This window comes from Lacinutrix venerupis, from assembly GCF_003663945.1.
Taxonomy (GTDB): Bacteria; Bacteroidota; Bacteroidia; order Flavobacteriales; family Flavobacteriaceae; genus Lacinutrix; species Lacinutrix venerupis.
This window is the reverse complement of the sequence record NZ_RCCH01000006.1, coordinates 90,553-110,734: the sequence shown is the minus strand read 5'-3', so window position 1 is coordinate 110,734 and position 20,182 is coordinate 90,553. Positions and strand designations below refer to the sequence as shown.

At 30.3% G+C, this 20,182-nt stretch carries 17 protein-coding genes and 1 pseudogene; 10 read left to right on the top strand and 8 right to left on the bottom strand.

Going from position 1 to position 20,182, the window contains the following annotated elements; all coding sequences use genetic code 11:
* The first annotated feature begins 3 nt into the window (after window positions 1-3).
* The 6 genes from CLV86_RS10255 to CLV86_RS10230 all read left to right on the top strand — a co-directional run bounded on the left by CLV86_RS10255 (window position 4) and on the right by CLV86_RS10230 (window position 6,746).
* Window positions 4-1,734 carry a phospho-sugar mutase gene (locus CLV86_RS10255; RefSeq protein WP_121052136.1) on the top strand — a complete coding sequence of 577 codons (1,731 nt, stop codon included), beginning with the start codon at window positions 4-6 and terminating at the stop codon, window positions 1,732-1,734.
* On the top strand, window positions 1,735-2,964 hold the full coding sequence (locus tag CLV86_RS10250; RefSeq protein ID WP_121052134.1) for an IPT/TIG domain-containing protein: 1,230 nt from the start codon (window positions 1,735-1,737) through the stop codon (window positions 2,962-2,964).
* A 113-nt stretch (window positions 2,965-3,077) separates the two neighbouring features.
* The gene (locus CLV86_RS10245) at window positions 3,078-4,907 is read left to right on the top strand and encodes an ABC transporter ATP-binding protein (RefSeq protein ID WP_121052132.1); all 1,830 of its coding nucleotides are present in this window, start codon (window positions 3,078-3,080) and stop codon (window positions 4,905-4,907) included.
* Between the two features lie 294 nt (window positions 4,908-5,201).
* Entirely contained in the window at window positions 5,202-5,744 is a 543-nt protein-coding gene (locus CLV86_RS10240; RefSeq protein ID WP_121052129.1) for an RNA polymerase sigma factor, read from the top strand.
* Window positions 5,745-5,808: 64 nt separating this feature from the next.
* Window positions 5,809-6,285 carry a hypothetical protein gene (locus CLV86_RS10235; RefSeq protein ID WP_121052127.1) on the top strand — a complete coding sequence of 159 codons (477 nt, stop codon included), beginning with the start codon at window positions 5,809-5,811 and terminating at the stop codon, window positions 6,283-6,285.
* A gap of 14 nt (window positions 6,286-6,299) precedes the next feature.
* Entirely contained in the window at window positions 6,300-6,746 is a 447-nt protein-coding gene (locus CLV86_RS10230; RefSeq protein ID WP_121052125.1) for a hypothetical protein, read from the top strand.
* 33 nt (window positions 6,747-6,779) lie between these two features.
* Here CLV86_RS10230 and CLV86_RS10225 read toward each other — a convergent pair whose 3' ends face one another.
* The 8 genes and pseudogenes from CLV86_RS10225 to CLV86_RS10195 form a co-directional block, all read right to left on the bottom strand.
* Window positions 6,780-7,871 (bottom strand): WD40/YVTN/BNR-like repeat-containing protein, encoded by a 1,092-nt coding sequence (locus CLV86_RS10225; RefSeq protein WP_121052123.1) that lies wholly within the window; start codon window positions 7,869-7,871, stop codon window positions 6,780-6,782.
* An 82-nt stretch (window positions 7,872-7,953) separates the two neighbouring features.
* On the bottom strand, window positions 7,954-8,649 hold the full coding sequence (locus CLV86_RS10220; protein WP_121052121.1) for an SCO family protein: 696 nt from the start codon (window positions 8,647-8,649) through the stop codon (window positions 7,954-7,956).
* A complete protein-coding gene (locus tag CLV86_RS10215) occupies window positions 8,624-9,244 on the bottom strand; it encodes a toxin-antitoxin system YwqK family antitoxin (protein ID WP_121052119.1) in 621 nt (206 codons plus the stop codon). The genes CLV86_RS10220 and CLV86_RS10215 overlap by 26 nt, the downstream gene beginning before the upstream one ends.
* A 4-nt stretch (window positions 9,245-9,248) precedes the next feature.
* Window positions 9,249-10,007 carry a YHYH protein gene (locus CLV86_RS10210; RefSeq protein WP_121052117.1) on the bottom strand — a complete coding sequence of 253 codons (759 nt, stop codon included), beginning with the start codon at window positions 10,005-10,007 and terminating at the stop codon, window positions 9,249-9,251.
* A gap of 189 nt (window positions 10,008-10,196) precedes the next feature.
* Window positions 10,197-10,481 (bottom strand): EF-hand domain-containing protein, encoded by a 285-nt coding sequence (locus CLV86_RS10205; protein WP_121052115.1) that lies wholly within the window; start codon window positions 10,479-10,481, stop codon window positions 10,197-10,199.
* Window positions 10,482-10,620: 139 nt separating this feature from the next.
* Complete coding sequence (locus CLV86_RS10200) at window positions 10,621-11,058, bottom strand: Spy/CpxP family protein refolding chaperone (RefSeq protein WP_121052113.1); 438 nt, start codon at window positions 11,056-11,058, stop codon at window positions 10,621-10,623.
* A gap of 213 nt (window positions 11,059-11,271) precedes the next feature.
* The gene (locus CLV86_RS14280) at window positions 11,272-11,430 is read right to left on the bottom strand and encodes a hypothetical protein (protein ID WP_170148536.1); all 159 of its coding nucleotides are present in this window, start codon (window positions 11,428-11,430) and stop codon (window positions 11,272-11,274) included.
* A gap of 42 nt (window positions 11,431-11,472) precedes the next feature.
* A pseudogene (locus CLV86_RS10195) lies at window positions 11,473-11,958 on the bottom strand (RNA polymerase sigma factor); the annotation flags it as partial.
* A 302-nt stretch (window positions 11,959-12,260) separates the two neighbouring features.
* Here CLV86_RS10195 and CLV86_RS10190 point away from each other — a divergent pair.
* The 4 genes from CLV86_RS10190 (at window position 12,261) to CLV86_RS10175 (ending at window position 20,148) form a co-directional block, all read left to right on the top strand.
* On the top strand, window positions 12,261-13,481 hold the full coding sequence (locus CLV86_RS10190) for an RsmB/NOP family class I SAM-dependent RNA methyltransferase (protein WP_121052111.1): 1,221 nt from the start codon (window positions 12,261-12,263) through the stop codon (window positions 13,479-13,481).
* A 10-nt stretch (window positions 13,482-13,491) separates the two neighbouring features.
* Complete coding sequence (locus CLV86_RS10185; protein ID WP_121052108.1) at window positions 13,492-15,351, top strand: endonuclease; 1,860 nt, start codon at window positions 13,492-13,494, stop codon at window positions 15,349-15,351.
* 163 nt (window positions 15,352-15,514) lie between these two features.
* A complete protein-coding gene (gene purL / locus CLV86_RS10180) occupies window positions 15,515-19,177 on the top strand; it encodes a phosphoribosylformylglycinamidine synthase (protein WP_121052106.1) in 3,663 nt (1,220 codons plus the stop codon).
* Between the two features lie 167 nt (window positions 19,178-19,344).
* The gene (locus CLV86_RS10175) at window positions 19,345-20,148 is read left to right on the top strand and encodes a helix-turn-helix domain-containing protein (protein WP_121052104.1); all 804 of its coding nucleotides are present in this window, start codon (window positions 19,345-19,347) and stop codon (window positions 20,146-20,148) included.
* Window positions 20,149-20,182 lie beyond the last annotated feature (34 nt).

The following is a 20,182-nucleotide window of genomic DNA, read 5'->3' as shown; positions in this document are numbered from 1 at the left end:
ACTATGATACATATAGAGCCAGAATTGCTAAATAGAGTTAATACTTGGTTAACTCCTACTTTCGATAATGAAACACAATTATATATAAAAGATCTTATAGGTAGCAATCCTAAAGAACTTAAAGAATCTTTTTATAAAGACTTAGAGTTTGGTACTGGCGGTATGCGTGGTGTTATGGGTATTGGCACTAATAGAATTAATAAATATACTTTAGGAAAAAACACTCAAGGTCTTAGTGATTATATGCACAAAGTGTTTCCTAACGAGAATTTAAAAGTAGCAATAGCTTTTGATTGTAGACACAACAGTAAAACCTTAGCAAAGGTTGTTGCAGATGTGTTTTCTGCAAATAATATTGAAGTTTATTTGTTTGAAGATCTTCGTCCAACTCCTGAGCTATCTTTTACATTAAAACATTTAAATTGCCACTGTGGTATTGTATTAACAGCATCCCATAACCCACCAGAATATAATGGTTACAAAGTATATTGGCAAGATGGAGGACAATTAGTACCTCCTCAAGATGGTGAAGTAATTTCACTTATTAATAAGTTAGATTATGCTGATATTAAATTTAATGCTAATGAGAAACTAATTAACTATATAGGTAAAGAAGTTGATGATGTTTTTATTAATGCATCAGTTAAAAATGGAAGTTTTAACACATTAAAAGAAGCTAAAGAAAACTTAAATATTGTATTTACTTCTTTACATGGCACATCTATAACAGCAATACCAGAAACGTTAAATCGAGCCGGCTACACAAACGTAAATATAGTTGAAGAACAACGCGAACCAAATGGTGATTTTCCAACTGTAGTATCGCCAAACCCAGAAGAACCAGAGGCTTTAAAAATGGCTATGGCATTAGCTAATAAAGTTGAAGGAGACATAGTTATTGGTACAGATCCAGATTGCGACAGATTAGGCGTAGTTGTTAGAGATTTAGAAAACAATCTTGTTATACTTAACGGTAATCAAGCCATGATTTTAATGACGGACTTTCTATTAAAACAATGGCAAAGTGAAAACAAAATTAATGGCAATCAATTTATAGGAAGCACTATCGTTTCTACACCTATGATGAGTGTTTTAGCCAAAGCATACAATGTAGAATGCAAAATAGGCTTAACAGGCTTTAAATGGATTGCTAAAATGATAAAAGATTTTCCAAACCAAGACTTTATTGGTGGTGGCGAAGAAAGTTTTGGCTTTATGGTAGGCGATTTTGTTCGCGATAAAGACGCTGTTACTTCTACTCTACTCGCTTGCGAAATTGCAGCTCAAGCAAAAGCAAAAGGCAGCAGCTTATATCAAGAATTAGTCAAATTATATGTAAAACATGGTTTATATAAAGAACGCTTAATTTCTTTAACCAAAAAAGGAATTGAAGGTGCTCAAGAAATAAAACAAATGATGATTGATGCTCGTAAAAATCCGCTTACAGAATTAAACAATTCTAAAGTTGTTTTAATTGAGGATTACCAATTATCAACTTCAAAAAATACAGTTACAGGAGAAACTACTGTAATAGATATTCCAAAATCTAATGTATTAATTTACCACACAGAAGATGGTAGTAAAATTGCTCTAAGACCAAGTGGTACAGAACCTAAAATAAAATTCTACATTAGTGTTAATACTTCTTTAAACAATGTGTCTGCTTTTAAAGAAACGGAACAACAATTGGAAAACAAGATTGATGCTATCATTAAAGATTTGAAATTAAATTAAATGAAAACTCTTACACTATTTAAAACTTTTTTTTTTACTATATTAATTATATCGTGCACTAGCGATGATTCTAGCACTATCGTACAAGAAGAGACTGAGCAAATTTCGCAAATATTAATAAATTCATACACTCCCAATCAAGGTTTTCCCAATGACGTAATAACAATTAATGGAGAAAATTTTAATACTCTAATTTCCAATAATACGCTTTTATTTAATAATGTTATTGCAAATATTACGTCTATTACTACAACCCAAATAAAAGCTGAAATTCCAAATGAACCTGCAGGAAATTATAATATTTCTTTAAATGTAAATGATGAAATTTTTACAATTGGAAATTTTGAAATACTTGATAACTCTAAAATTCTTGTATACTCTCCATTAGGGCAAATACATGAAGTATATACTGGATCTGGAGAATGCAATTTAATAAATACCATTAATTATGATTTTTGGAGTCAAGGAAATTTAAATGTTATAGATTTTTCTGAAGACATTTTATACATTGCCGATTTTTCTTCATCAGAATTTAGAATACTACAATATAACCTAAGTACAAATACTTTAGAAACTACTTCAAATACTTTTAGTAATATTCCTGAACTTACAAGCACAAATTTCCCAGCAATAACAGCTATTAATTTTAATATAAGTGATGGATTATTATATTTATTATTTGCCGGTGACGATCAAGCAAATGAAAGTTTTCCATATTATTTATATACATTTAATCCACAAACTGAAGAATTTTTAAACGCTAACTTAAGTTTTAATTTAGATATAATACGTTCTACATACATATCTAATAACACTTGGTATTTATCTTCTAATAATGGCTTAATAATAAATATAGACTTACAATCTAGTACAACATCGTCTCAACTAATTAATAAACCATTACATAAAACGTTTAAATATAACAATTTACTATACGGTATATATAAAAACCCTTCTCAAATTGAAGCTACCTTAACGAGTCTGGAAACATCATCTGGAAATTTAACAGATATTTCTAATAATACTTTAGGCTTTTTAAACCCGTCTGGATCTGGTTTTATAAATACGCAAAACGAGTTTATAGATTTTACAATTGTTTCAAACAACAATAATGGATTTACTAATAACGGACTTTATAAATATAATTTACAAGATAATACATTATATAAGGTATATTTAGAAAACCAAGATTTAGGCTATGGTACTAAAATTTTAAAAGAACTAAATTAAAATTTCAAATTACATAAAATACAAACTTAGACAATGTGTCTGCTTTTAAAGAAACGGAACAACAATTGGAAGCTAAGATTGATGCCATTTTAAAAGACATGCAGCTAAATTAGATGAAAAAAATATTAAATCAATTATTACCTTTTATTAAAAACTATAAAAAACACGTTATTTTAAATGTAGTTTTTAATATTTTAAATGCCTTATTTACAACACTTTCATTTGTTGCTCTAATTCCAATGCTAAATGTTTTGTTTGACAAAACAAATAGAGTTACCAAGGAACCAGAATGGACTGGAATTGGTGGTTTAAAAGATTATGGTAACGATTTACTTAATTATAAAGTAAGTAGTTATTTAGATAACAATAATGCCCAAATGGCTTTAATTATAGTTATTGCCATAGTAATTATAACCTTTGCATTAAAAAACTTATTTGGCTATCTAGCAAACCAACATGTTATGTATTTAAAAAACGGAGTCTTAACAGATTTACGTAATGATATGTACGATAACATTATTAATCTTCCATTAAGCTTTTATTCTAAAAGACAAAAAGGAGATGTAATGGCTAGAATATTAGGAGATATTGCCGAAATGCAAAATTCTTTATTTATAGTTCTAGAGTTAATAGTTAGAGAGCCTTTAAATATTCTCTTTGCATTAGGAACTATGTTTTACATAAATTGGAAACTATCAATTTTTGTATTAGTATTTATTCCAACAGCCGGATTTATTATATCAAGAATAGGAAAGAGACTTAAAAGTCAATCTTTAACAGCTCAACAAGAATCTGGTAGATTAATTTCTACAGTAGAAGAAACACTAACAGGTTTAAAAATTGTTAAAAGTTATAATGCAGAATCTGTGTTTAAAAACAGTTTTAAAAATTCTGCAAACAGATTATTAAAACTTTCTAATAGTATAGGCTTAAAAAACAACCTAGCTGGACCAGTTAGTGAAATTTTAGGAATAACTACAATAGCCATTTTATTATGGTATGGTGGTAAATTAGTATTAATAGATCAAGTTATAGAAGGTACAACATTTATTGGCTTTATGCTTCTTGCATATGGTATTTTAACACCTGCTAAAGCTATTAGTAAAGCATCATATCGTGTAAAAAACGGAATGTCTGCTGCAGATCGTGTTTTTGAAATTTTGCATCATAAAAATGAGATGCCAGATTTACCAGATGCAAAAGAGTTAACATCATTTAATAACGAAATTACCATTAACAACATTTCCTTTAAATATGAAAATGACTTAGTATTAAAAAACTTTTCTATAAAAGTGCCTAAAGGAAAAACTGTAGCATTAGTAGGACAATCTGGAAGTGGAAAAAGTACTATTGCAAACTTACTAACACGATTTTACGATGTTAACAACGGTAACATATCTATTGATGGTAACAATATAAAACATGTTACAAAAAAATCTTTACGAGCTTTAATGGGATTGGTAACACAAGACTCTATACTATTTAACGACACTATTAAAAACAATTTATTAATAGGTAAAGAAGACGCTACAGAAGAAGAAATAATTGATGCCCTTAAAATTGCAAACGCATGGGAATTTATACAAAACTTACCAAAAGGGATAGAAACTAATGTAGGTGATGCTGGAAACAATTTCTCTGGTGGGCAAAAACAACGCTTAAGTATTGCTAGAGCAGTATTAAAAAATCCTCCAATAATGGTTCTAGATGAAGCTACCTCTGCTCTAGATACAGAAAGCGAACGCCTAGTACAATTAGCATTAGAAAATATGATGAAAAACAGAACCTCAATTGTTATCGCACATAGGTTATCTACAATACAAAATGCAGATGAGATAATAGTGATGCATAAAGGTGAAATTGCAGAACAAGGCAAGCATAACGAACTTATAGCCTTAGATGGTATTTATAAAAAACTGGTAGATATGCAGAGTTTTGAATAATTACTATTATTATAAAATTAAAAAGGATAAACAAATGTTTATCCTTTTTTTTGTTTATGTATAGAATTGGGGCTCTAAAACATAAGTATTATTTTCTAATGTAAACATAATTTAAAAAATGTTAGAAAACAAATATTTTGTCTTTTAATCGATAAAAAACATCTTTTAATCGTGTTTTTAGTTAAAAATCAGATTAAACAGAAAGCTGTTAAATAACATGTCTTTCTTTAAAAAAAAAATCAAATTATATTTAAACCAAATTAAAATTCTGCAGTCTAAAAGAAAATAGCTTAAGTGACAGAAGAACTAGAACTCATATCTCAATTACAATCTAAAGGCAACAAAGATGCTGCATTTAGAGTACTTGTTGCGCAATATAAAGAGCGATTATACTGGCATATTAGAAATATTGTAAAATCGCACGACGATGCAGACGATGTATTGCAAAATACATTTATAAAGGTTTATAAAAATATCGAGAAATTTAAGGGAGAAAGCAAACTTTATTCTTGGTTATATAGAATAGCAATAAACGAAGCTATTACACTAATAAACAAAAACGCAAAACTATTACAGATTACAAATGAAGAGGCACAAAATTTAGCATTAAACAATTTGGAATCTGATGTATATTTTGAAGGAGACGCCATCCAGCTAAAACTTCAAAAAGCAATTGCAACATTACCAGAAAAACAACAATTAGTTTTTAATATGAAATATTTTCAAGAATTAAAATATAATGAAATGTCTCAAATTTTAGAAACAAGTGAAGGCGCTTTAAAAGCTTCTTACCATATAGCAGCAAAGAAAATTGAAGCCTATTTAAAAAACAATTAAACTATTTAATAAATATAGAGTCTTATTAATAGAAACAAAAGAGTTTCCATATTTGGAAAGAAACATGAAAAATGAAAATTTAAATAACGTAAAAAAAACTGGATTTAAAGTCCCTCAAAATTATTTTGAAGAGTTTGAAAATTCAATTTTAACCGAAGCTAAACTTAAAAACTTAGTAATCGATTCTGGATTTAAAGCTCCAGAAGGCTACTTAGATAACTTTAGTGTTCCTATTGAAAAAGAAACAAAAGTTATTTCTATTTTTAGTAAAAAAAATATGCTATTAGTTTCAAGTATTGCTGCAGCTATAGTTCTATTTTTTAGTTTAAATGTGTTTGATAATTCACCACTATCTTTTGATGATTTAGATACAACAACAGTAGATAATTATATTTTAAATGAAACCGAAATTGGTGATTTAACATATTTATTTCAAGATAACGAGTTAAGCGAAAATCAATTTATAGATTACTCTTTAAGTGACGAAGCTCTAGATAACTATATAGAAAATATAGATTTTAACGACTTATATTCAGAATAAAAAAAATAAAAATAATGAAAAAAATAATATTAATACCGGTTTTTGCTTTACTACTATCCATAAGTAGTTATGCACAAAAACTTGACAGAGAAAAAATTAAAGCTTTAAAAATAGCACATATTACAGAGCAAATGGATTTATCTGCAAAAGAAGCGCAAGCTTTTTGGCCAGTTTATAACACAAAGGAAGAAGCAGAAAATAAATTAAGAGAACAATCTTCGAAAAGACGAAAAGATAAGAAAGTAGAAAATTTATCTGAGACTGAAGCTAAAGCCCTTCTTTTAGAAATGGTTGAAATTGAGAATAAAAAACAAGAATTACATTCAAAATTTATAACCGATTTACTTAATATTCTACCAGCAAAAAAAATAATTGCATTAATGCAAGCCGATCATTCTTTTAAAAAGAAAATGATTCAAGAATACAGACAGAGACATCAAGCAGATAAATCTAAAAAATAATAAAAAAGGCAGCTAATTAAGCTGCCTTTTTTATTATCTAAAAGTTAATTTTGCAATCCTTTTGCTTCCTCCAGCATAAGCAACACTATCATTTATAAAACGTAAAGTATAAAAACCTTCATCGCTTAAATGCGTCCAGCTTTCGCCAGCATTGTTAGAATAATCTATACCTTTAAAACCAACAGCAACTAACTCTTTTGCATCTCGACCAGGAATATATTGCACACAACTTCTGTAACCTGGACTTTGATTTTGCGCAACTAATTGCCATGTTTTTCCTCCATCTTGTGTTCTTATTTTATTTGCTGTGCTATCTCCTGCTTTTGTGTAGTCTCCACCAATAGCAAAACCATTTTTATCATCATAAAAATCTAGCGAGTAAATACCTGTAGTTTCTTTACCTTGCACAATTGGAGTCTCGAAAACCTCCCAAGTTTTACCTTTATCTGGAGAAAATAATATTCTACTTGCCTTTCCGCCTGTGGCTACCCATGTATTATCTCCAACTATAGCAATATTTGTATCGCTTGCTGCAAAAGCTGCTTCACCTTCTTTTGTTTTTGGTAACACGTCGCAAGATAGCTTGTTCCATGTTTCTCCTCCATCGCGAGTAATTATTATACTCATACAATTTTCTGTGGGATCACCAATTGCAATACCTTCTTGGTTGTTCCAAAAATCGATAGAATCGTAGAATGCTTTTTCATGATTTTCTTGATAAACTATTTTTTTACCTGAAGCACCTTGTTTAACGAGGTAAGCTGGCGAACCTATTGAAAGGAAAAACGCTGTATTATCTGTACTTGATACTGCTCTAAAATTGAATTTGAGTGAATCTATATTAATGTTATAAGGTGGTGTTATCCAATAACTATTTCTATCTGAGTCATAACTATAACTACCATGACCACCGCTAGCATTTCCATATAACATTTCATCCTTCTCAAGGATTTCTATAGCTCTTACATTTAAAATAGAATCTCTCAATAACATACCTATTTCAACTTCTTTAAACGCTCTTGGTTCTGTTATTTCTTCTTCAACATCAATATCTTTTTTTTCTGTATCTTTTTTACAAGAAACAATAGCTAAAGCAATACAAATTATGGTGATTAGTTTTTTCATATTTAATTGTAAATTTCTATAAATGTAAAAAAGCTTTACGACATAATCGCAAAGCTTTTTACCAATCAATCAAAAAACTAATTTAACCTTGTTTCTTCAAGGCTTTAACATCTACTATTAATTGTGCCATTGAGGCTCTATTTAAACCATTATAAATACCTCTTATATGTTTATTCTTGTCTATTAACAAAAAATTCTCTGTGTGCAAAAAATCGTCCATGGTTTTAGGTGCTCCTAAATCGTTTTCTATAAAATATTGAGCTCTACCAAGATTATAAATAACTTGTTTATCTCCTGTTACTAAATGCCATTTATTATCTATTACACCATGTTTTTGGGCATAATTTTTTAAAACGGGAACAGAATCTTTTGTTGGTGTTACGGTATGAGATAAAAATAACACCTCATCATCGTTTAAAAATGCTTCTTGTAATTGAAACATGTTTCCCGTCATTTGCGGGCAAATACCAGGACAGCTAGCAAAAAAGAAATCGGTTATATAAATTTTATTTTCAAACGTTTTTTGAGACACTTCTTCTCCCAATTGGTTTGTTAATGAAAAGTCTGGTATTTTATGAAAAATTTGCTCTTCTTCTGTTTCTGGCGTCAACCATTTTGGTGTAAAAGATGCTTCGTTATAATATGGTAAATACGCTACTCTACTGGTTTCTTCGGCTTTACTAATTTCCTTTTTTACAGTTTTTTTACAACCTATTACTAATAAGGTTAAACTTAGTAAAAGTAATAGCAGACTATTTTGAAATAATAACTTTTTCATTTTCTAATTTATAACATGAGTTTGCTCGCATTAAACCAAAGGTTCTACCGTTTTTTGCTTCATAATTAACATAAAGTTGTCCTGTTGGTAACCAAGCTTTTTGAATGCCGTTTTCTTTACCGTCTTTTAACAACCTTAATTTTGATAGTTTTCCGTTAGAATACCATTGTTTTTCTTCTCCTTGCTTTTTTCCGTTTACATAATTAACTTCTAAGGCTAGGTTACCATTTTCCCAAAAACTTTTATAAACACCAACCAACTTGTTTTGGTTGTAATAAGACTCTATACGAAGTACTCCATGCTCTGACCATGTTTGAGCAATACCTTGACGTTTTCCGCTATAGAAACCAAGCTTTTCTTTTATAGTATTATTTTCGTGATACTTTAAAGAGTAGCCATTGTAAGGTTCTTCTTTATAATACCAAACGCCTTGTAGTTGGTTTAAAATTAATTCTGATTTAAGAACTTCAACATCTTTAATTGTTATAATATTTTCACTTTTAATTGTATTATTTTCTTCAGAAAAATTGTTTTCTGTTGATTGCTTACAACTCAAAAAAGACAGAACAAGTATAACTGTAAAAAATGTTTTCATTACTTTAATATCCTTGGTAAGGTCCTGCGAATGCTAAGTAAGATCCTGTATTAGAATATACTTCGTTTATTATATGATAGTGGTATTCTTCTTCTCCATCTGTATATTGTGTTATAGATGTATGTCCGCCTGAAACATCTAAATCTTCTGGGTAAGAACCTGTAGCACTACATTTTCTTCCGTAAAGGAAAACACCATCTAATAGTACACCTACTAAGGCATCATCATCATTAGAAAAAGCTTTGGGCTCTAAATGATAGTGATAGACACCTGGCCCAATATGTGCACCTGTATAATCTAAACTTGCTGCTGCTTGGTCTAAAGGTCCGCCACCTTCTTGATCATTAAAAATTGAAGCGCCACTAACTGCTATACCAATAGTATTAAATGTTGTAGATACAGTATTTCCTGTTAAATTTGGTGTAGCATCTACTGTGATAGTTACAGCATTATTGTTACTAGACATTATACTAGGTGTTACTTGTACATCTGGCTCTTCTATGTAAAGCGGATGTCCTTCTCCCCAATAAACGGTTTGGTGATCTGGTAAACCTGTAGTTTCTATTACAACATTTGTTCCCGTATTGTCTATATAAATTGTTGTAGCATCTGTATTAAAAGCCGAGTATGCTGCATGAAGCTCTGTTACAACTTCGTCTTCTGTAACAGTTGTTGTGCTTGCAGCATCATCATTTGAAGTACAAGCGATACTTAATGTAAACACCGCTACCATTAATAATATTAGTTTAAATAGGTTTTTCATTTTTTATATTTTTAATGTGTTTATCTCTTTAGATGCCTAATAAAAAATAAACTTGCGCTTTTTTTAAATTAATTATGTTTTGGTGGTTTTTTTTATAAATACTTGCGTTTTTAAAGTTTGAAACTTGAAAAAAGCCTCATGACTTTTACATCACAAAGCTTTTAACTACTAACCAACCAAAATACTATTCTAATCTCTTTTTCTTCTTTTAGGCTTTGGTACTTTTTTTAATTCTTCTTCAGAAATAAAACTATCTTCATCTGTATCAATTTCAGAAAAACCTTCTTTCAATGGACCTTTAACTTCTGTTTTAGAAAGTAAGCCATCTTCATCCTTATCTAGTTCTTTTAATAACTCACTAAATGTTGGCGGCGTTTTTTGTTCTCTTTTTTCAGATTGACCAAATGAACTATTTAAAACTAATACTGCTATTCCAAACGTTAATATTGTTTTTTTAAATGTGCTATTATTCATAATCTATTCTTTATAATTGTTTTGTTATATAAGTTTAGATGATGTAATTGAAAATAACTTGTGTTTTATTTTGTTAAATAAAACACAAAAAAAAGACCTTAATTAGTTAAGGTCTTTTTGTAAATACGATTATTCATTTTTAAGGTCTTTCTGGCCTACTTGATCTTTCGGGTCTTCTTGATCTTTCGGGTCCATTACCATTAAAACGTCTCGCTTTTTTTAAAATAGCACTAAATCGTTTTTTTTGATTTTCGTCACAAATCTCATAAATGCCTCGAAGCTTATTAAAAAGTTCTTTTTCTTTTAATAAATCTGCTTTAGAAATTTCAATTATTAAACTATCTACTTTATTTCTATCTATTGTAGGTGCTGTAATTTTTTTGAATAATTTGTCTTTATTTACTTTAATATCATCTCCATTTTTTTGCATTGTAAAATGATGATTTTCTTCTAGTTGTTTAAATTTTTCTAGTTGAGAAGCATTAAAATTTAATTCTTTTACAATAAAAGCACTTGACTCTTTTACTCCTTTATGCTGCGGCCTACCTAAGTAATTGAATAGAAAAAAACCATTCATTATTATTAATACAATAAGCAGCACATATAAAACTGTGTTTTTTTTTATTTTTTAAAAATTGAAAATTGATGATTCTTGTTCTCTTGCAATTCCATAATCTGAAGCAAAACTTGAAATTGATGATTCGTATTCAGAATTATTTATTTCTTTAATGGCATAAAAATTAACCAATACAACACATACTAAGGTAGCTAATTGTAATTGTGGTGTAAACTAGCTCCAAAATAATGGTGTAACTTTTTCTTCTTTTTCAGCAAATAAAAGCTGCATGGTTTTATCCTTAAAAAAAGGTGGTGCTTTTACAGTGTCAATTGTATCAAATACTTCTAAAGTCTTTGTTACCTTTTCTTCTATATTCATATTTGTTTTCATAATCTATATTTTTTTAGATGCACAAGCGTAAAAAAACTTGCGCTATCTATTATTTTCATAAAAATTTTCTAATACCTTCTGTAAGTTTTTTTTAGACCTAAACATTAAAGACTCTACAGACGATAAACTTTTATCTACAATTTCACTTATTTCATTATAACTTTTACCATCTATTTTATGCAACGTAAAAACAATACGCTGTGCATCTGGCAATTGGTTTATAGCAGCAAATAACACCTTGCTAGTTTCTTTGTTTTCTAAAACTATTCCAGGATGATTCATCTCTGTAAAATAGTTTGTCATATCAACAGGAATTGCATTTCCTGTTATAGACTATAAAAAAGCAAAACGCTTTTTAGTGTTTTTTTTACGTATAAATTCTAAACATTTATTAGTAGTTACTTTATAAATCCAGGTAGATAGTTTAGACTGCCCTTTAAATTTATGTATAGCATTAAATACTTCAACAAAAACCTCTTGCGCAATATCTTCGGCATCCTCTGTATTTGGCACAAAAGAGATACAAGTAGCATATACCTTTTGCTAGTAGTCATCTAAAAGCTTACTTTACGCCTGCTCGCTTTTGCTCTTTAGCGCTTCTATAAATTTGGTTTCAGTCAAAAATTAAATTTTATTGTAATATAATTTAGATGCAGTTTTTAATTAAAACTTGCGGGAAATTTTAAATAATTTTGAAAAGATAGCATTTTACTATTAACAAATAAATATCTCACCTTATTTATACCAAATTATTCTATATAAAACCGTACCTTTGCACGCCGAATTATGGGTCATAATAAGTTGATTTATAATTCAATTAAATACAAAAAATGAGATTACATAGAAATTTATGCTTTGCCACAGTTGATGGATTACTACTAATCTTTAACGAAGGTAATTATGCAGATAAAGTAGTGCAACAACTACTAAAACGCGACAAACGTTGGGGAAGCCGAGATAGAGGTTTCGTTGCCGAAACAACTTACGACATTGTACGATGGAAACGTTTATATGCTGAAATTGCAAACGTAAAAGAACCTTTTTCTAGAGACGATATCTGGCGTTTATTTGCTGTTTGGGCAACTTTAAAAGGTATAAAATTACCAGATTGGAAGTACTTTGAAAATACACCTACAAGAAAAATTAAAGGTCGTTTTGATGAGCTTTCTCAAATTAGAAAAATTAAAGAATCGTTTCCAGATTGGATAGATGAGTTAGCCGAAAAAGAATTAGGTGAAACCGTATGGAACAAAGAAGCTGCTGCACTTAACGAACAAGCAGATGTTATTTTAAGAGCAAATACGCTTAAAACTACAAAAGAAAAATTAAAATCAGAATTATTTGATTTAGATTTTGTTACCGAAGAAATTAAAGGTTATCCAGACGCTTTAAAACTTAAAGAAAGAGCTAATGTTTTTACTACAGAAGCCTTTAAAAAAGGATGGTTTGAAGTACAAGATGCATCATCTCAATTAGTCGCAGAGTTTCTTGATGTAAAACCAGGCATAAAAGTTGTAGATACTTGTGCAGGTGCTGGTGGTAAAACATTACACATTGCTGCTTTAATGGAAAATAAAGGTCAAGTAATTGCTATGGATATTTATGAAAATAAATTAAGAGAACTAAAACGACGTGCAAAACGTGCTGGTGCTCATAACATAGAAATGAGAACCATAGACTCTACAAAACCAATTAAAAAACTTTACGATAAAGCAGATCGTGTACTTATAGATGCACCATGTTCTGGCTTAGGCGTTTTACGTAGAAATCCAGATGCTAAATGGAAACTTGAAGCTTCTTTTTTAGAAAGAATTAAAACCACACAACGCGAAATTTTAAGTAGCTACTCTAGAATGGTAAAACCTGGAGGAAAACTGGTTTATGCAACATGTTCTATATTACCATCAGAAAACCAAGAACAAGTTAAACATTTTTTAACATCAGAATCTGGAAAAGAGTTTACTTTTGTTAAAGAGAAAAAAATACTATCGCACGAATCTGGTTTCGACGGATTTTACATGGCATTATTAGAAAGAAAAAACACAAAATAATCTTATTTTCATGAAACATAATTACTTAACTATATCTTTTTTATTAGTAACTTTTATAGGGTTTGCGCAAATTCCTGCAAATTATTATGATAGTGCTAATGGTTTGGATGGATATACTTTAAAAACAGAATTAAAAAACATTATAACTTCTGGACACACCGACCAAGGTTATGGAGGACTATGGATTGCTTACCAGACCACAGATATTGATAATACAAACCAGTATGATAATGATGGTTTTATATTAGATATTTATTCTGAAGATCCAGATAACCCAGAACCTACATATCTAAATTTTACATACGGTTCAGACCAATGTGGAAGTTACAACAGCGAAGGTGATTGCTACAATAGAGAGCATCTTGTACCACAATCTAGTTTTGGTGAAGCTTCACCAATGAAAAACGATGTACATCATGTCTATCCTACAGATGGATACGTTAATGGTGGACGCGGTAGCTTTCCTTTTGGCATAGCCGCTTCTGGAGGAACTACTTATACAAACGGATCTAAAAGAGGTAGTAGCTTAGTTTCTGGTTACTCAGGAACAGTTTTTGAACCTATTGATGAATTTAAAGGAGATATTGCAAGAGCATTACTATATTTTGCTACTCGATACGAAAATAATGTAGACAATTATACTAGTTTCGATATGTTTAACGGTTCAAATGACCAAGTTTTTCAAGATTGGGCAATAGATTTATTATTAGATTGGCACTATAATGTTGATCCGGTTAGTCAAAAAGAAATTGATAGAAATAATGCAGCTTATAACTTTCAAGGTAATGCAAATCCGTTTGTAGATCATCCAGAATATGCTAATTTAATTTGGAATCCAAATCCAGATATACAAGCACCAACAGTGCCAACAAATTTAACAGCATCTAATCCTACATCAAATTCTGTAGATTTAAGCTGGACAGCATCTACAGATAATGTAGCAGTTACAAGTTATGATATTTATGTAGATGGAACATTTTATGTTTCTACAAACTCAAATTCAACAACTTTTACAGTTACAGGTTTATCTCCAGAAACAAATTATACATTTACAGTTTTAGCAAATGATGATTCTGGAAACGCGTCAACACAAAGTGCTTCTGCCAATGAAACTACATTAGCAGGAAGCTCTAGTGCAAATGATTTATTCTTTTCAGAATATATTGAGGGTTCTAGCTTTAATAAAGCCTTAGAAATTGCGAACTTTACTGGAAGCACAATAGACCTTTCAAACTATACTATTCTTCGTGATGGAAATGGTAGTGGCACTTGGGATTTAGGTATAACACTATCTGGATCGCTTGCAAGTGGACAAGTATATGTTATTGCTAACGCATCAATAGACGCTTCATGTCAAGGTTCAACTACAATCGATCTTTCGATACCACAAAGTAATACTCCTACTAACTATAATGGCAATGATCCTATCGGACTTTTTAATAATGGAACCTTAATAGATATTATAGGAACTTTTGGTGGTGGATCTTCAAATTTTGCCCAAAACACCACCTTAGTTAGAAAAAATAATATTGATAGCGGAAATACTTCTTTCAATATTAACGAGTGGGATCAATTCCCATCAGATACTTGTACATACTTAGGATCTCATTCTACAACCTTAAGCGTAAACGAAATAAACCTTTCTGAATTTAAAATATACCCAAATCCTATAAAAGGAAATCTTTTAAATATTGAAGTAAAACAAAACACTCGTTTTGAAATTTATGATATTTTAGGAAAGAAAATTTTAAAAGGAAATGTAACACCAACAAATAGTAAAGTAAGTGTTTCAACATTAAATAAAGGTGTTTATATTTTAAAACTTAATACACCTAACGGAAGTATAACTAAGAAATTAATTAAAAGTTAATTTTTAAAAACATATAATTTTAAAAGCGATTCAATAAGAATCGCTTTTTTTTTGGTTAATAACCACGTGAATAACTATAAAATTTAGATGCATTTTTACTAAAACTATTCCGCTAAAAAAACTAAATTTGTGCTTTTAAAAACAACTTCAAACTAATTATATAATGATTCATTTCTTCGGAAACCAAAACAGTAAAGTTTTTACTGTTCAAGCAACAAAAGAATTATCAACCCAAACCGTTTCAAAATTGACATGGTTATTTGGCAACCAGCCAAAAATAGAACAAGCATCATTGGATGCTTTTTTTGTTGGACCAAGAGCAGCAATGATAACGCCTTGGAGTACAAATGCTGTTGAGATTACTCAAAATATGGGTATTGAAGGTATCATTAGAATTGAAGAATTTATCGCTTCAACTAAAGATTTCAAGGATTACGATCCTATGATTTCAGAAAAATATAACGGTTTAAATCAAGAATCGTTTACTATTGAAATTAAACCAGAATCTATTCTTAACATCGAAGATATTTCGGCATACAACCAACAAGAAGGTTTAGCTTTAAACGATGAAGAGATTGAATACTTAGAAGGTGTTTCAAAAAAAATAGGAAGACCATTAACAGACTCTGAAGTTTTTGGATTTTCTCAAGTAAATTCAGAACACTGTCGACATAAAATTTTCAATGGTACTTTTATTATAGATGGAGAAGAAAAAGAAACTTCTCTTTTTAAATTAATAAAAGAAACCTCAAAGCAACATCCTAACGATATTGTTTCGGCATATAAAGATAACGTAGCGTTTATTAAAGGCCCAAAAGTAGAGCAATTTGCGCCTAAAACTGCAGATAAACCAGATTTTTATGAAACTAAAGATTTCGATTCTGTAATATCTTTAAAAGCCGAAACACATAATTTCCCTACAACTGTAGAGCCTTTTAATGGTGCTGCAACAGGTTCTGGTGGAGAAATAAGAGATAGATTAGCTGGTGGAAAAGGATCTTTGCCTTTAGCAGGAACTGCTGTTTACATGACCTCGTATTCTCGTTTGGAGGAAAACAGACCTTGGGAACAAAAAATGGAAGCTAGAGATTGGTTATACCAAACGCCTGTAGATATTTTAATAAAAGCAAGTAATGGAGCTTCAGACTTTGGAAACAAATTTGGCCAGCCATTAATTTGCGGTTCGGTATTAACATTCGAGCACGAGCAAGATGCAAGAAAACTTGGTTTCGATAAAGTTATTATGCAAGCCGGTGGAATTGGTTATGGAAAAGCAGAACAAGCCATAAAAGCTACTCCAGAAGCCGGAGATAAAATTGTAATTCTTGGCGGTGAAAATTACCGAATTGGTATGGGTGGCGCTGCTGTATCTAGTGCAGATACTGGAGAATTTGCTTCTGGTATCGAGCTTAATGCGGTACAACGTTCTAATCCGGAAATGCAAAAAAGAGCGGCAAATGCAGTACGTGGCATGGTAGAAAGCGATGAAAATTATATTGTTTCTATTCACGATCATGGAGCTGGCGGACACTTAAATTGTTTAAGCGAACTTGTAGAAGATACTGGTGGAAATATCAATTTAGATAAACTTCCTGTTGGCGACCCAACATTATCTGCAAAAGAAATTATTGGTAACGAGTCTCAAGAACGTATGGGATTAGTTATTGCAGAAAAGCACTTAGAAGCTTTAAACAAAATAGCAGATCGTGAACGTTCGCCAATGTACACTGTTGGTGATGTTACTGGAGAACACCGTTTTACTTTCGAGTCTAAAACCAAAGGAGACAAACCTATGGATTTAGCTCTTGAAGACATGTTTGGAAGCTCGCCAAAAACAATAATGAACGATGTTACTGTAGATAGAAATTATGGTGGCATTTCATACAATACAGATAATTTTTACAACTATCTAGATCAAGTATTACAATTAGAAGCTGTTGCTTGTAAAGATTGGTTAACAAACAAAGTAGACCGTTGTGTTGGTGGAAAAGTAGCCAAACAACAATGTATTGGACCATTACAAATACCACTAAATAATGTTGGTGTAATGGCTTTAGACTATAAAGGAAAAGAAGGTGTTGCAACCTCTATTGGCCACTCGCCTATTTCAGGATTAATAAATCCTGTAGCAGGAAGTCGTAATAGTATTACAGAGGCTTTAACCAATATTATTTGGGCGCCATTAAAAGATGGTTTACAAAGTGTTTCACTATCTGCAAACTGGATGTGGCCTTGTAAAAATGAAGGTGAAGATGCACGATTATACGAAGCCGTACAAGCCATTTCAGAATATGCAATAGATTTAGGAATCAATGTTCCAACAGGAAAAGATTCGTTATCTATGAAACAAAAATATCCTAACGAAGAGGTTATTTCTCCTGGAACTGTAATTATTTCGGCAGCAGGAAATTGTAATGCAATTTCTAAAGTTGTAGAGCCTTTATTTAAGAAAAATGCTGGAGATATTTATTATATAAATCTATCTCAAGATCATTATAAATTAGGAGGAAGTTCTTTCGCTCAAATTTTAAATAAAGTTGGTAACGATGCGCCAAATGTAAACGATTCTACATTTGTAAAAACAGTATTTAATACCATTCAAAAACTAATTAAAAACGAGCAAATTGTTGCAGGACACGATGTTGCTTCTGGTGGTTTAATTACTACTCTATTAGAATTATGCTTTGCAGACACTAATATTGGAGCGGAATTAGATATTACAGCTTTAAACCAAAAAGACTCTCATAAAGTATTATTTGCTGAAAATGCGGGTATTGTTTTTCAGTCAAAAGATGCCTCAATAGAAACTGTTTTAAATGAAGCAAATATTGAGTTTTTCAACATAGGAAAAGTTACAGATACAGATGTTTTAAGTATTATTAATAATGCTGAAGTATTTACCATGACAGTTTCTCGTTTACGTGATGTTTGGTACAAAACGTCTTTCCTTTTAGACCAAAAACAAACAGCAAATAATCTTGCTGAAGCACGTTATAAAAACTATGCTGTTCAGCCTTTAAAATATACATTCCCAAAACATTTTACTGGAAAACTACCAGTATTTGATGCTAATAAACCAAGACCAAAAGCCGCAATACTACGTGAAAAAGGATCTAACTCTGAACGCGAAATGGCAAATGCAATGTATTTAGCTGGTTTTGATGTTAAAGATGTACACATGACCGATTTAATTTCTGGTCGTGAGGATTTAAAAGACATACAGTTTTTAGGTGCAGTTGGTGGTTTCTCTAACAGTGATGTTTTAGGCTCTGCAAAAGGTTGGGCTGGAGCCATTAAGTACAACGACAAAGCGAATAAAGTTATCAACGATTTCTTTAATAGAGAAGACACACTTTCGGTTGGTATTTGTAATGGTTGCCAATTATTTATGGAATTAGACCTTATAAATCCTGAACATGATGTGCATGGGAAAATGATTCATAACGATTCTAAAAAACACGAAAGCTCGTTTACTTCTGTAAAAATTCAAGAAAACAATTCTGTAATGCTTTCTTCATTAGAAGGTACAGAATTAGGTGTTTGGATTTCGCATGGCGAAGGTAAATTTAACTTACCAAAAACCGAACAGCAATACAATATTGTAGCTAAATATGGTTATGAAGGTTACCCAAACAATCCTAACGGATCTGACTTTAACACCGCAATGCTATGCGATAAAACAGGAAGACATTTAGTAACTATGCCACATATTGAACGTTCTACTTTCCAATGGAATTGGGCAAACTATCCTGAAGGTAGAAAAGACGAAGTGTCACCTTGGTTAGAAGCTTTTGTAAACGCAAGATTATGGATTGAGAATAATTAATACAATTATACATTTTTAACAGTCTCAAGCTATTTTATAAATATAAGACGCTTTAATATGTAATTGATTTCAATTTGAAATTTATTAAGCTACAAAAATGCACTAATTTTAATAAGAAAAATCGTATTTTTGTAATGCTACTTAATTGATAAATTACAACCAACCATATGATTTATAAAGTTTACAAGAGTACAGACTCTTGTAATTTAATAGACGAGTTTTTTGAATTAAAAATAACAAAATCCGCATTACCTTTTCAAAGTAAAGTACTTCCTCTTGGCAAGCACTCTATGGCTTATACATATAAAGGTTTACACAAAATTACTGTAGGAGACAAAGTGTTTAAAGGAAAAGAACTTATTGTTTCTGGACAAATAAAAAAATCTTATTTATTAAATGTTGATGAAGAAACTCATTGTAAAGGCATATTGCTTCACCCAACAACACTTTATAAATTAACAAAATTAGATGTTTCCACTTTAAATGATAAACACATACCTTTAAGTGTTTTTTCTCAATCACTCCACAACATATTAAATCCATTTTTTGTAAAAAAAATGAATGGTGATAATGCTCTTAAAGTTTTAGAAGATATTATTAAAAAGCAACCACTTACACTAAATAATCACACTAAAAACGTAGATAAAGCCTTAGCTATAATTAATAAAAAGGAAGGTAAAATTTCTATTAATAACCTTTTAGAGCAAATACCAGTTTCTCAAAAAACACTAGAAACCAAATTTAAACTCATGGTAGGTTTAACTCCAAAAAAATATGCTAGACTATATAGATTTGGTTTGTTAATGAGAAAATGCAATGAAAAAGAATTAAGTTTTAAAGATTTAATAGAAATGTATAATCTTCATGATAGCTCACACTTTTTTAAAGAATTTAGGTTTTTTATGAACCAATCTCCAAAATCTTACTATAAAAATGAGAGTGATTTTATAAAAAAGTATTTAAAACCCTAAACATTACGATTTTTTACATTTTTTTTTTAATATA